The sequence below is a fragment of the Pseudoalteromonas sp. meg-B1 genome (assembly GCF_003173795.1).
Taxonomy (GTDB): domain Bacteria; phylum Pseudomonadota; class Gammaproteobacteria; order Enterobacterales; family Alteromonadaceae; genus Pseudoalteromonas; species Pseudoalteromonas undina.
This window is the reverse complement of sequence record NZ_QGQU01000004.1, coordinates 105613-119906: the sequence shown is the minus strand read 5'-3', so window position 1 is coordinate 119906 and position 14294 is coordinate 105613. Positions and strand designations below refer to the sequence as shown.

12 protein-coding genes are annotated in these 14294 nt (G+C 41.3%); 4 read left to right on the top strand and 8 right to left on the bottom strand.

What is annotated here, in order from left to right; translation table 11 throughout:
* Positions 1 to 199: 199 nt before the first annotated feature.
* Together DK924_RS14645 and DK924_RS14640 are read left to right on the top strand one after the other, a co-directional pair.
* Positions 200 to 859: a GAF domain-containing protein gene (locus DK924_RS14645; protein ID WP_010391323.1), complete on the top strand. Its 660-nt coding sequence runs from the start codon at positions 200 to 202 to the stop codon at positions 857 to 859.
* Positions 860 to 937: 78 nt separating this feature from the next.
* The gene (locus DK924_RS14640) at positions 938 to 2128 is read left to right on the top strand and encodes an amino acid aminotransferase (RefSeq protein WP_010391325.1); all 1191 of its coding nucleotides are present in this window, start codon (positions 938 to 940) and stop codon (positions 2126 to 2128) included.
* Positions 2129 to 2204: 76 nt separating this feature from the next.
* Here DK924_RS14640 and DK924_RS14635 read toward each other — a convergent pair whose 3' ends face one another.
* The 8 genes from DK924_RS14635 to DK924_RS14600 are packed head-to-tail and all read right to left on the bottom strand — an operon-like array spanning position 2205 to position 10422.
* Entirely contained in the window at positions 2205 to 2957 is a 753-nt protein-coding gene (locus DK924_RS14635; RefSeq protein WP_010391327.1) for a DUF3379 family protein, read from the bottom strand.
* Positions 2957 to 3514, bottom strand: a complete 558-nt coding sequence (locus tag DK924_RS14630; RefSeq protein WP_010391329.1) for a sigma-70 family RNA polymerase sigma factor — start codon at positions 3512 to 3514, stop codon at positions 2957 to 2959. The genes DK924_RS14635 and DK924_RS14630 overlap by 1 nt, the downstream gene beginning before the upstream one ends.
* A 54-nt stretch (positions 3515 to 3568) precedes the next feature.
* Complete coding sequence (locus DK924_RS14625) at positions 3569 to 5212, bottom strand: BatD family protein (protein ID WP_109875538.1); 1644 nt, start codon at positions 5210 to 5212, stop codon at positions 3569 to 3571.
* On the bottom strand, positions 5206 to 7104 hold the full coding sequence (locus tag DK924_RS14620) for a VWA domain-containing protein (RefSeq protein ID WP_109875537.1): 1899 nt from the start codon (positions 7102 to 7104) through the stop codon (positions 5206 to 5208). The genes DK924_RS14625 and DK924_RS14620 overlap by 7 nt, the downstream gene beginning before the upstream one ends.
* Entirely contained in the window at positions 7104 to 8087 is a 984-nt protein-coding gene (locus DK924_RS14615) for a VWA domain-containing protein (RefSeq protein WP_055011727.1), read from the bottom strand. The genes DK924_RS14620 and DK924_RS14615 overlap by 1 nt, the downstream gene beginning before the upstream one ends.
* Positions 8080 to 8514, bottom strand: a complete 435-nt coding sequence (locus DK924_RS14610; protein ID WP_109875536.1) for a DUF4381 domain-containing protein — start codon at positions 8512 to 8514, stop codon at positions 8080 to 8082. The genes DK924_RS14615 and DK924_RS14610 overlap by 8 nt, the downstream gene beginning before the upstream one ends.
* Before the next feature lie 3 nt (positions 8515 to 8517).
* On the bottom strand, positions 8518 to 9462 hold the full coding sequence (locus tag DK924_RS14605; RefSeq protein WP_109875535.1) for a DUF58 domain-containing protein: 945 nt from the start codon (positions 9460 to 9462) through the stop codon (positions 8518 to 8520).
* A gap of 3 nt (positions 9463 to 9465) precedes the next feature.
* Positions 9466 to 10422 carry a MoxR family ATPase gene (locus DK924_RS14600; RefSeq protein ID WP_010391346.1) on the bottom strand — a complete coding sequence of 319 codons (957 nt, stop codon included), beginning with the start codon at positions 10420 to 10422 and terminating at the stop codon, positions 9466 to 9468.
* A gap of 329 nt (positions 10423 to 10751) precedes the next feature.
* Between DK924_RS14600 and fadI the strand changes: the two genes are divergently transcribed.
* Both fadI and fadJ read left to right on the top strand, forming a co-directional pair.
* The gene (fadI, locus tag DK924_RS14595) at positions 10752 to 12062 is read left to right on the top strand and encodes an acetyl-CoA C-acyltransferase FadI (RefSeq protein ID WP_010391348.1); all 1311 of its coding nucleotides are present in this window, start codon (positions 10752 to 10754) and stop codon (positions 12060 to 12062) included.
* Positions 12062 to 14254, top strand: a complete 2193-nt coding sequence (gene fadJ, locus DK924_RS14590) for a fatty acid oxidation complex subunit alpha FadJ (RefSeq protein WP_109875534.1) — start codon at positions 12062 to 12064, stop codon at positions 14252 to 14254. Before fadI ends, fadJ begins: the two co-directional genes overlap by 1 nt.
* Positions 14255 to 14294: the final 40 nt, after the last annotated feature.

The window sequence follows — 14294 nt, the reverse complement described above, 5'->3', positions numbered from 1 at the left end:
TTTGTGAAGCAAAGGCGTAATTTTTGCACCTAAGCTGAACACCTTTTAATGCCCCCAAAGATAAAGCAACCAGTTTAAATACCGCAATTATATCTATGAATAAAAGTGTTTAAAGATTTTAAAAAAGCGCTTTAAATTGGCTAGCACTATAAAAACATCCATGCTACTATTTCGGCATTATAGATGTATGGACGTCCAAATGGTTAATTCTTACTTAGAGTATGCTCAACTTAATGTTGAGCCACAGTTAATTCACGCTGAGCTAGAAAAGCTTGAGCAATACCTAAATAAAAATGCTGCACCAGCCGTGCGTTGGGAATACCAAATTCCTGAGCTAGGTGAAGGTGGGGCATGCAGTTTATTTGGTTACCTACAGGATGAGCCGTTTAAACTAAGCGATTATGTCAGCCAAAGTACGCAAACAACTGAAAAATTAGCGCAACTTCAATTGATTGTTGACTACGTCATTGAAAACACAAAGCTTGATTGGTACGGCATTTATCAGAATACCCACACCAATGAAGGGGAGCAGTTATTAAAGCTGGCTTATTTTGGTGCGCCGAGTCGTCCTTTATTTCCGCTTACTGCTGAATTTGCGACTGCCAGCAATAACGTTCAGGTAGCGTTTAGTGGTAAAGGACGCGTTATAAATAACGTTGAGCAATATTTGGCAGCAGGCGGTGAATATTACACTTGCGATCCGAAAGTAAAAGCAGAAGCCTGTTTACCGCTATTTAATGCACAACAGCAATGTATAGGTATTGTTGATGGTGAAGCTTTTAACACTGATTTTTTTGATAAAGCGACGCTCGCGTTATTAATTGCGTGCTGTATTAAAATTCCTCACTTTTTAGTGTAAATAACACTAGTCAATCAAGTGAGTTTTTATGTTAAGCTTAGCGCAACAGCTAACCCCTAAATAACGAAGAGATAGCCAATGTTCTCAGTATTAAAACCATTACCAACAGACCCTATTCTTGGCCTTATGGCGGCCTACAAGCAAGATACTAACCCAAATAAGATTGACTTAGGGGTTGGTGTATATAAAGACGAGCAGGGGAATACCCCGGTATTAAAGTCAGTAAAAAAAGCAGAAGCGTTTCGTTTAGAAAATGAAATGAGCAAATCTTACATTGGACTTGCTGGTAACTTAGATTACTGTCAACAAATGGAAAATCTTCTTCTTGGTGAGCACCCAGCATTATTAGCTAATCGCGTACGCACAGCACAAGCACCTGGTGGTACAGGCGCACTTCGTGTTGCAGCAGAATTTATTGTACGTTGTAATCCAGGCGCTACTGTATGGGTTACTAACCCAACGTGGGCTAACCACATTAGCTTATTTGAAGCTGCAGGCTTAACGGTAAAAGAATACCCATACTACGACTACGAAAACAAAGATTTATTGTTTGATGAAATGGTTGAAACACTAACACAGGTGCCTAAGGGCGATGTGGTGTTATTACATGCATGTTGTCACAACCCAAGTGGTATGGATTTAAACGAAACACAATGGAATACTATTGCTGAACTTGCAAAAGATGTGGGTTTTACGCCATTAATTGATATTGCATATCAAGGTTTTGGCTCTTCTTTAGAAGAAGATGCGAATGGTTTACGTATTTTAGCCAATGCGGTTGAAGAGTTGATCATTTGTTCATCATGTTCTAAAAACTTCGGCTTATACCGTGAGCGTATTGGTGCCTGTTCAATCATTGCAAAAGACAGTGCAACAGCTGATATTTCAAACTCGGTGTTATTAAGTGTGGTACGTAGCATTTATTCTATGCCGCCAGCGCATGGTGCAGACATTGTAAACACTATTTTAAGCAGCACAGAGTTAACGCAGCTATGGCACAGTGAACTTGATGAAATGCGTAACCGTATTAATGGGTTACGTAGTTTAATTAAAGACAGCCTGGCAGCGAAAGACATTGCTCAAGACTTCTCGTTTATTGACCGCCAACACGGTATGTTCTCTTTCTTAGGTATTAATAAAGAGCAAATCGAGCGCTTGCAAAAAGAATACGGTATTTACATTGTCGGTTCTAGCCGTGTTAATGTAGCAGGTATTAGCCAAGCAAATATCAACTACTTTGCTAACGCAGTTGCTGATGTTTGTAAGTAATCAGTAAGCAGCTTTGGCTTTTAAATAATAAAAAAACCGCACACTCGTTGCGGTTTTTTATTGTTTCTATAATGGCTTAAAGCCAGCGAATAGCACCTGAAATACGTTCATTATACATATCAACTGGTGAGCCAAGGCTTGCAATTAGCACTGTATCGGCCTGTTTGCCACGATTTATATGGCCAGCATAGCGAGAGTCATTAAAATCATCAGAGCCAATTTCAAAGATTTGATTATCGCTAGGCACAATAAACACGGTCATAGGCCCAAAGTCAGACTCAAACACTAAATGAATACCTTTCTCACCTTGAAAATCGCAAAAGTTAACATAAGTCACTTTGCCAGGTAAATCACTAATATGGCCGCCAAGTAAAGCCAGCTTTTCATTGACAGTTTGGATGCTAATTTGTTGAGTTTTATTTAACGCATAAATTTCATGGTAAACATGGGCTAGTGCATGCTCACCAGCCGTTTGATTAATACTTTGTTCTTCGCTAAACATAAACGCACTAACTGCAATCACAAACGAAGCTGCCAAAGCCAAATGCATTCGGTCGAACTTAAACCATGAGCGTGCACTAACCACGTTATCCTTTTGCTCAAGTTCATCTGTTCTAGCTTTTTCTTTTAACGAGGTGTTTAAAATAATTCGTTCAGCAAGATTGTCAGGTACAGTAATATCAAGCGCGTCGTCGAGTTGTTTATCGAATGCTTTGCTTTCATTTAAAAATTGTTGTCTGTCGGCACTGCTGTTTGCAAATTCCTGAAGCTCTTTGTCCAGCTCATTTGGCTGCGCAATCGTGCGGCGACGAAACTCAAGTTCATCCATTATTTTGATGCTCCTTTAAGTTGTTCATCATCACGGCTTAATGCCTCTTTAAGTTGATTTTTTGCTCGGAATAAACGTGTCATAACAGTATTTTTATTTAAGTTAAGAATGTCTGCAATTTCATCTCCGGTGCAGCCCATTACCACCTGTAGCAACAGCGGCTCCTTGTAGTCATCAGCCAATAAAGAAATTTGTCGCTGAATAACGGTTTGTTCCATTGCTGTATCTAAACTATGGCTGGTTTGATCCACCAATGTGTCGTTATCTACATCACTGTAATCAAATTGCTTGCGCTCAAAGCGTCTGGCATTCTCACGCCTTAAAATGGTCAGCAACCATGGCTTAGCTGCTTTTTGGTCGAGTAACGAATCAAGCGAGCGCCATGCACGCAAAAAGGTTTCTTGCACTAAGTCATCAGCAATAGTCGGATCGTTACATAACCAGTAAGCAAAGCGATAGAGTTCCTTATGATAAACATGAACCAAGGCTTCATAGCGTTGTTGTTTTTCAGCCATATTAATTAAGACCCGATCATTCGATTTTTTATTTCCAAACATAAGCACTTTTTAATTAAAATTATTATAGGCCAAAAAAAGTAACTAAGATTCTTATTAAGAATATAGCTCTTTTAACGCAGATGATGACTTAGCTGTGTGCGATTGATGTTTTTTTAATAAACTAACAATCGCTTCTAAATCAGTGCTAGCCGATTGGTTACCGTACAACTGTGCTTGTAAATTATTTACCTGCGCAGTGAACTGCGAGTTGTTTATCATAGCGCATAAATGGGTGAGAGCTCCTACCTTTTTATCTGTTCGAGTTAGCGCGTATAGATTAAGTGCATCGTAAAATGCTTTATTATCATGGCTTTTAGCAAGTATTTGCAGTGTTTTTAAATCTGCTTGCTGATTGCCTCTATGATTTGCTTGCGTCGTTTGTTGCACTTCTTTAGCTGAGCGTTTCATAAAGTAAAGAACCAGGGTCACAATCCATAATATGTAACCTAATACGGCTACAATAATAAGCCATAGAGGCGTACTAGTGTGGCGTTGCACGCTGAGCGCTTGCTGCGTTGGCTCTGCATCCGTGTTGTTTAAAGTACTTTCAACGGGTGTATTTAGTGAGTTTGCTGGCGCTGTGGTGCTTGGTGTTACCGTAATTGTGCGTTCTGGTAAAGTTGCGTAACTAATTCGGTTCATTTTGGTGTTATACCAAGGCAGGGTAATTTCAGGCAATGTATAAGTGCCTGGTGTTTGTGGTAGTAGCGCAAATGAGGCGCTTTGCTGTGATACCACTCGACCATCGCGTACTGCATTATTAGTCTCTTTTTCATCCGGGTAGCTGCGAATACCATCTATAGTAGGCATATCAATTTCGGGTAGTTGCTCCTTAGTAACCCCTAATGCGGTAAGCATAATAGTGCGTGTTATTGGCGTGCCGGCCTCAACGGTATTATCGTCTGGTTGCCATTGCTCGGTTAGACTTACTAATTCACTGGGTAACCAATCACCTTGATAGTTCTCAGGGATGGGTTTGATTTCAATCTGTTGTTCATCGCCAAGTGCCGACACCTCTAGTTGGCGATAGTTTTGTTGAACACGCCCTTGAAAAACCGGTGCTTCAATGGTGTATGCACCACTTTTTTGCGGCTGAATTAAATAATTACGGGTGATCACTAAATAACGTTTACCGTTAACCAGTTCATAATCTTCACTTTGCTTACCTAGCTGGGTGAGTTGAGCATCTTCCATGCTTGGCGTGCTTAAGCTGCCATCAAGTAGCTCTTTAGCTAAGTAAAGTTTAATGGTGTAAACGCCAGCCTCTTGCACAAATAAGCTGTTATTTGTAAGCGAGCTTTTTAAAAATATATCATCATTTTTGCCCGCATCGCTGCTTCGCTCTTTAACCGACAAGTTTATTGGTTGAGAGCTGAGCCCTGCAACACTAAAAGAAGGAATTGTGTATTCGCCGGCTTTGCGAGTCATTAACTTAACAGACCACGATGTTTGTTTTTTAATGCTACCGTTAATAATGTTGGTGCGGCTACTTAAGCTCATAGGGCCGACTACGAAATCCTTTAACAGCGCTGAAGTATCGGGTTGTTGCCCTTTGATTGAATCATCAACGCTAATATTGAGCATAAAAAACTCACCTGCCAGTACCGGGTTTTTATCTACGCTTGCCTCTAATGAAGTGGCGGCCATTAATGGCATGGCAGTTAATAGCAATAAACAGCAAAATAATCGCATTACCATGATTTTTCTACTCCTGTTGGACGGCGTTGATATTGTCTTTTTTGGGCTTCTAATTGCATTTTGTTTCTTAATAAAATAGCGGGATCGTCGGGCACTTTTCTTAGTAACTGATTTAGTTGCTGTGCTTTCTCTTTTTCTTCATTAGTGAGTTCAGCCGCCTGTGCTTGCATAGCTTGTTGTTGTGCTTGCTGCTTCTGCTCATCTGATGGCGGTTGCTCATTCATTTGATTGGGTTGACTTTGTTGCTCGTCTTGCTGAGGCTTACTATCGTCGTCTTTGTTCTCGTCTTGTTGGTTTTGTGATTGAGCTTGCATGTCAGGCTGATTTTGTTCATCTGACTGCTCACCAGATTGGCTTTGTTGATCTTTTGATTGCTCCGAGGGCTCACCCGATTGCTGCTCTTCACTGTTTTGACTGTTATCTTCGCTTTTATCTGCGTTATTTTTATCGCCATTTTTTTGCTGATCTTGTTTTGATTTATCTGCATCATCTTGACTTTGATCATCTTGATTTTGCGAATCATTACCTTGTTGGTTTTCTTGGTCTTGCTGTTGCTTAAGTAACTGCTCAACTAACGCTTGGTTATCGGCTGCTTGGGTAAAATCAGAATGCAGTGATTGCGCTTGTTTGTAAGCGTTTATAGCAGCCTCTAATTGTCCGGCTTTAGCCAGTGCATTACCGTAATTGTAATAACCAGTAGCTGATTTATCTTGACTAAATTCGTTCAGAGCGCCTTCAAACTGACCTTGCTGATAAAGTGCAGCGCCTTTGAGAGCGTTGGACTTCGCTTGCGCTGCTTGTTGGTACTCTTGGTTGTTGTAAGCTTCTAATGCACGTTGATCGGTATTTTTAAATAGCGTTGGTAACTCTACTGCATGGGCATTTTGCTGAGGTAAAAAGCTTAGCAATAGCACCGCACCAATAAACGCAGAGCGCCTAAATAAGTATAGAGCTAAGGGCAGCAAAATAAGCAAGCCATAAATGCCAGCATCGATTCGCCACAAGGCTAAATTTGGTTTTTCACTTTTTAGTATTTCACTGTTTGCTTGCGGTGAAAAAATGGCAATATCGCTATTACTTGGTTGATAATTAGCGTATTGGCCGCCACTATTCTTTGCTATTCCTTTGAGTAAAGAACCATTGAGTGTCGGCACTACAATTTGGCCGTAATTATCTTTTAAAAATCCGCCTTCAGGTAACTTTATTGGTGCACCTTGCTCAGTGCCAATACCGTAAATATTAAGTCGATACTGGCTACTGTTAGTAAAACCACTTATATCACTTTGCTGTTGTTGTTCAATACCATCGGTGATCAAAATAATATCACCATCTAGGTAGCCTGCTTGAGTGAGCAGCTCTTGCGCCATGTCTAAACCTGCCAGCACGTTGGAGCCTTTATCAGGCATAATTTCAGGGCTCAAACTAGGAATAAGATTAGCAAGGGTGGTTGCATCATTGGTCAGTGGAGAAATGGCATAGGCAGTGCCTGCGTAGGCTACTAATGCAGTATCACCTTCTTTAAATAACTCAATCATATCGAGGGCTTTAAAGCGAGATTGCATTAATCGATTAGGAGCAATGTCGGTGCTATACATAGAGTACGACATATCCATTACAATAACGCGGGCACTTTTGCTTTGAAATACAGGGACTTGCTTTTCCTCAAAACTCGGGCCTGCACTAAATATAATGGCTAAACTGCAAAATAACGCAACTAGCCACAGCGGCTGACGAGCCTGATTATTTGATTCACTCATAACAAATTGTGCTAAATGTGGCGCAATGAGTGGCGCCGATTGGGCTTTTTTCTTTTTAAGCATGGCAATAAAAAACAGCCCTAGGGCAGGGAGTAGCAGCCATAAAATAGCGGGGCGAATAAACTCAAAATCCATTAGCTTGGCTCCTTCAATGCACGTACTGTTTTTAAAAATGCCATTGCACTTATTAATAGAATGGCCAGTAATAACGGATAATAAAACAAGGCTGTTTGCGGGCGAAAGGTCTGCTCATCAGCACTAATTGGCTCGAGTTTATCAAGCTCTGCATAGATTTGTTGCAACCCAGCGACATCTTTGGCTCTAAAGTACAGACCCCCTGTTTGTTCGGCAATATTTTTCAGTAAACTCTCATCTAAATTGCTGCCCCCAGAGCCCATATTAAATAAACTAAAGCCACGAGGGTTATCTGAGCCGACTCCGATGGTGTACACTTTTATGCCTTCTTCACGAGCTAGTAATAGGGCATCTTCGGGGTCAAGGTTTCCTGCGGTGTTTTGTCCATCTGTTAGTAACACCACAATACGATTACTTTCTTTTTTACTAGCAAAGCGTTTAACCGATAAACCTAAAGCGTCACCAATAGCCGTGGCACGTCCTACTAGGCCAATTTGTGCTTCAGTAAGCATTTTGCTGACGGTTTTTACATCACGGGTGAGAGGTGTTTGCAAAAACGCGGTATCACCAAACAATATTAGCCCGAGTCTGTCGCCTTGACGCTGCTCTATAAAATCGCTAAGCACTGCTTTAACCATAGTTAAACGGTCAACATATTGGCCATTATAAGCCATGTCTTGTTCTGTCATTGAGCCCGATAAATCCACAGCGAGCATAATGTCGCGACCTTCATTAGGCAGCGATATAGGCTCATCTAACCAAGTAGGGTTAGCAGATGCTGTTACTAATAATGCCCATAGCAACCATTCAAGAGTGTTTAACTTACGTGCACTGGGCTCTACATGTTGATTATTTAAATTATGCGATGCAAAACTTGGGATGCGTAAACGTGTCGTTGCATTACTTGCTGCGGGTTTTAATAGCAGTAACGTTAAAGGAAGCGGCAATAATAAAAACAGCCATGGCCAGCTAAATTCAAACATGCAGTGGCTCCTTTAGCTTAAATTGTTTAATAGCTTGGCGAAACTTATCACTGAGTGCCGGTGGTGTTTGTGCTGTGCTATATAGGCCTGAAATTTCATCTTCATTAAAACGAATTGCAGCAAGTTGACTTAGGGTTTTACACCAGTTAGCTGTGGATTGCGCTGCTAAGCGTGGATCGTAATAGGTGATCACCAAACGCTTTAAAATAATATGCAATTGCTGCGCTGATTGTTGTTGATTTGCTAATTTAATCGCCTTACGTTTTGGTTTTTTAAATTGATAGTTTTTGTACATAATTATAATTAAGCCACACACTAAGCACAGTGCAATGCTAATAACTACCCACCAAGCAGGGGCTAACGGCCACCAGTCAACGTGAGAGGGAGCAATAATATCGTGAAGGCCATCAAGTGGAGAGGTTTGCATGATTTATCTTCTCACTAATTGCAGTTCCAGCGCAGTGGCTGCATCGAATGATAATAGGTTAAGCCCAGATTTTGTTAAACGATTAATACGCGCGCTAAATGCTTGCTCGGCATTTTTGGCAAATCGTTCTCTAAAACTGTTATCCATCAAAGGGAGGGCAAACTGCTGATTATTAGCACTTACCGTAACCGCTTGTTGGAAAGCAGGTAACTTATGCTCGAAGGGGTCGCTAATATGGCAGCCTATTAACTCACAGTGCCGCGCAAGTAATTCGAGTTGTTTAAAGCTGGCGTCATCTAAGGCGTTAAAATCGGATACGATATAAACCAAACTACCGGGTTTAGCTAAGTGATTTAAACGCTTAAGGTTGTCACTAAAGTTATTACTGGCAGGTTTATCAATATTTTCAAGTGCCTGCTGATGGGCGTCGCATAAATTATGACACAGCTTTAACACGGCCTTTTCACGGGCACTAGGTTTAAGCTCTAAATGCGAGTGCTGATTAAACACAATACCGCCAATTCTATCGCCACGTTGGCAAGCAGACCATGCAACTAAGGCGCTAATATGTGCAGCTTGCACCGACTTTAATAATAATTGAGAGCCAAATAACATGGAGTTTGAAAAGTCGGTAAATACAAATACCGGGCGTTCTTTTTCTTCTTGAAAAAGTTTGGTGTGGGTTTCACCGGTACGAGCCGTGACCCGCCAATCAATAGAGCGTATGTCATCACCGTGTTGGTAATGGCGCACTTCGGCAAACTCCATGCCACGGCCTTTATGCGGCGCCAGATATTGCCCCGCTAAGGTATTTTTTATTCTAACTTTAGGTGCCAGCTCAAGCAGTTGCGCTTTTGCTTTATAATACATCAGCTCTTTAAGCGATAAATTAACACCATGGCTATGACTTAATTTAAGCCATGCCTGAGAATCAAAGTGTGTTTGCATAACTTAAGGTACAGCAACTAGTTCAACAATACGGCTAATAACCTGATCTTTTGTAATACCATCGGCCTGTGCTTCGTAACTTAAAATAATACGATGGCGTAATACATTATGTACCACAGCTTGAATATCGTCAGGCGATACAAAATCACGACCACTTAACCACGCATGAGCGCGGGCACATTTATCTAAAGCAATCGTGGCACGTGGGCTGGCGCCGTATTCAATCCAGCGGCCAAGTTGCTCATCTAAGTTTGCGCCTTCTCGAGTAGCAATAATCAACTGAACTAAGTATTGCTCTAGTGGCTCTGCTAAATACAGACCCAAAATCGCTTTTCTAGCGGCAAACAGCTCTGCTTGCGAAATTTGCTCAAGCACTGGGGCTTCATCATTAAGTGCTTCACCACGGGTTAGGCGTAAAATATCAAGCTCGTGCTCAGCCCCTGGATAATTAATACTTAAATGTAATAAAAAACGGTCTAATTGCGCCTCTGGTAGTGGGTAGGTCCCTTCTTGCTCAAGCGGATTTTGTGTTGCCATCACTAAAAACAGGTCACTAAGTGGATACGTATTTTTGCCCACAGTAACTTGGCGCTCGGCCATTGCTTCTAATAAAGCTGACTGTACTTTTGCTGGTGCTCGGTTTATTTCATCCGCTAATATGAGGTTATGAAATAAAGGGCCTTTTTCAAACACAAACTCACTGGTTTGTTGACGATAAATATCAGTGCCGGTTACATCGGCAGGTAATAAGTCTGGGGTAAACTGAACACGCTGAAACGAGCCTTCAATACCTTTTGCTAAAGCATTAACCGCTCGCGTTTTTGCAAGCCCCGGAGGGCCTTCAACAAGTAAATGACCATCGGCTAATATAGCAATTAAGAGTGCTTGAGTGAGCGCTGGCTGGCCAATAATTTGGGTGTCTAAATACGTTTTTAAGTTTGAAAATGCGTTAGCTGCCATAATAAGTGGACTGTCCTCGTCAGCTTAAATAATACCTAAAGTGGTTAGGTAACAAATACTGAGCTAGTTATAAGGTTTATAAGTGGATAACTCAAGAGTTAGACTGATTTTTTGAAAATAGTTCGTTATTTTTTAACGCTTTTTAGCCTAACACAAAACTTTGTAAAACCTGCTAAAAAAGCCTATTGTATTACCCTTACACAATGTATGTAGTGATTTACAATGGCGCTTTATGATTAATTTACGTTTATCTATTGGCTTTATCACACGGGTTGTTTAGAATCGAGGAAAACATACAGGTCTGACCTGTCAGCGGGAGAGAATAATAAATGTCTGAGCAAAACATACTTAAAACACCAAAAGGCGACCGTATTGCCATTGTAAGCGGCCTACGTACTCCTTTTGCTAAGCAAGCAACTGCGTTTCACCATGTACCAGCATTGGATATGGGTAAGCTAGTAGTTAATGAAATGCTTGAGCGATTAAATTTCGACAAGTCAGAAATCGATCAACTGGTTTTTGGTCAAGTAGTACAAATGCCAGAAGCGCCAAATATTGCACGTGAAATTGTATTAGGTACAGGTATGCCAGTTGGCGTTGATGCATATTCAGTGTCACGTGCGTGTGCAACTAGCTTTCAAGCAATTGCAAATGTTGCCGAATCTATTATGGCAGGCTCTGTAAACGTGGGTATTGCTGGTGGTGCCGATTCATCGTCTGTATTGCCAATTGGTGTAAGTAAAAAATTAGCCGGCAGTTTAGTCGATTTAAACAAAGCCCGTACGCTTGGTCAGCGTTTAAAAATATTCTCAAAACTACGTTTAAAAGATTTATTACCAGTACCGCCAGCAGTTGCTGAGTACTCAACGGGTTTATCAATGGGACAAACAGCTGAGCAAATGGCTAAAACCCATAATATTAGCCGTGAAGATCAAGATGCTTTAGCACATCGTTCTCACTCATTAGCAACTCAAGCTTGGGCCGATGGCAAGTTAAAAGATGAAGTAATGACGGCGCACTTACCGCCTTATAAAAGCTTTATTGAAGAAGATAACAATATTCGTAAAAACTCAACGGTTGAGGGTTATGCCAAGCTCAAACCCGTATTTGACCGTCAGCACGGCTCTGTGACTGCCGCTAATGCAACCCCATTAACCGATGGCGCAGCTGCAGTGTTAATGATGAGCGAAAGCAAAGCAAAAGCATTGGGTTACGAAATATTAGGCTACGTACGCAGTTTTGCGTTTTCAGCCATAGGCGTAGAAAAAGACATGCTAATGGGGCCTGCCCACTCAACGCCAATCGCGCTTGATAGAGCAGGTATTACGTTAGCTGATTTAGACCTTATTGAAATGCATGAAGCGTTTGCATCGCAAACCTTAGCGAATATGAAAATGTTTGCTTCAGATAAATTTGCACAAGAGCACTTAGGGCGAAATAAAGCCATAGGTGAAATTAACATGGATAAGTTTAACGTTAACGGCGGTTCACTCGCTTATGGTCACCCATTTGCGGCAACCGGCGCGCGTTTAATTACACAAAGCTTATACGAGCTTAAGCGTCGTGGCGGTGGTTTAGCGTTAACGACTGCCTGTGCTGCGGGTGGTTTAGGTGCAGCCTTTGTATTGGAGAGTGCGTAATGACAGATTCAGTATTTAATTTAACGGTTGATGATAACAAAATAGCCGTGGTAACCATTGATGTGCCGGGTGAAAAAATGAATACCCTGCGTGACAGCTTTGCTGATGATTTAAAAGCATTATTAGCACAAGCTAAAGAGCATGCAGTGAAAGGTATGGTATTTATTAGTGGCAAAAGTGATAACTTCATTGCCGGTGCTGATGTGAAAATGCTAGACAGCGTTGAAAAACGCGAAGATGCATTAGCTATCAGCGAATTATGCCATCAAGCATTTTTTGATATGAAAAAACTACCGTATACCACGGTTAGTGCTATTCACGGCGCTGCTTTAGGTGGTGGTTTAGAGTTTGCTTTAGCATGTGATTATCGCGTTGGTACAGATAGCGATTTAACTAAAATTGGTTTACCAGAAGTACAACTAGGTTTATTGCCTGGCGGTGGTGGTACACAACGCTTAACTAAAATCGTGGGTATTCAAAAAGCCCTTGAGTGGATGCTAACTGGTAAGCAAATTCGTCCAAAACAAGCTAAAAAAGCCGGTGTATTGGATGATTGTGTTCCACAAAGCGTACTGCTAAAAGTGGCCAAAGAGTTTGCTGAGAAGAAAAAGCCACAAGCTAAAGAGCCTAAACTTGATAAGGTCAGCAAGTTATTAGAATCAAACCCGTTTGGTCGTAACTTTATCTTTAAAAAAGCTAAAGAAAACGTACTTAAAAAAACCGGTGGTCACTACCCAGCGCCGCTTGCGATTATTAAAGCGGTTCGTGCAAGCGTAGAGCTTGATGAAATGAAAGCGTATAAAACCGAAGCCGAAGGCTTTGCTACGTTAGTAATGAGTGATGAGTCTAAAGCACTTCGCGGTATTTTCTTTGCAACCACTGAAATGAAAAAAGAATGGCGCAACGATGACGCTCCTGCGATTAGTAAAACTGCTGTGTTAGGTGGCGGATTAATGGGCGCAGGTATTGCCCATGTAAGTGCGGTTAAGGCTAAATTGCCGGTACGCATTAAAGATGTGGCAGAGCAGGGCATAAGTAATGCCATGAACTACACATACAAAATCTTAGATAAACGCCTTAAGCGCCGTATTATGTCTAAAGCTGATATGCAGTTAACCATGAACCGCATTACGGGTACCACGGATTATAGCGGCTTTAAGCACATAGATTTAGTAATAGAAGCGGTATTTGAAGATTTAGAGCTTAAGCAAGGTATGGTTGCTGATGTTGAGCAGCAATGCCAAGCTAATACTATTTTTGCAAGTAATACCTCGTCATTACCTATTTCTCAAATTGCAGCAAAAGCAGAACGTCCTGAAAATGTAATTGGTTTACATTATTTCTCGCCAGTAGAGAAAATGCCACTGGTAGAGATCATTCCTCACGAAGGCACGTCACAAGAAACCATTGCTCGTGTAGTTAACTTTGCACGTAAGCAAGGTAAAACGCCAATTGTGGTAAAAGATATGGCTGGTTTTTATGTAAACCGTATTTTAGCGCCATACCTTAATGAAGCGGCTAACTTAATGCTTGCTGGTGAGCCGATTGAAAAAATAGATGCGGCTTTAGTCGAGTTTGGTTTTCCTGTTGGACCGTTGGCATTGCTGGACGAAGTAGGTATTGATATTGGATCTAAAATTGCGCCAATTCTTGAAAAAGAATTGGGTGAGCGTTTTAAAGGACCCGATGCTTTCTCACGCATGATTGATTCAAAGCGCCTCGGTCGTAAAACAGGTCGTGGCTTTTATGAATACGACAAGAAAGGCAAGAAGGTTGATGAATCAGTATACGAACTACTTGGCGTGACACCGGCCCCACGTTTAAATAAAAACGAGATTGCTAAACGCTGTGTTTCACAAATGCTCAATGAAGCGGCTCGTTGTTTAGATGATGGTATTATCGCAAGCCCGCGTGATGGTGATATTGGTGCTATTTTTGGTATTGGTTTCCCACCGTTTTTAGGTGGTCCGTTTAGCTACATGGACAAATTAGGTGCGAGTAAAATAAGCTCTGATATGTCTACACTGGCTAACAGCAATGCCATTTTTGCACCCTGTGAATCACTGGTTGCAATGGCTGATAAAGGCGATAAGTTTTACACTACAGCCACTAAAACAGCTGAAGTTGAGTCAGAGCAGGCAGATGATAAATCGACTGATACTCAAAATGAGATGACTGAACACAAAGATTAATGTCTTAAGTTAACGTAAAAAAGCCGCAAATTATGCGGCT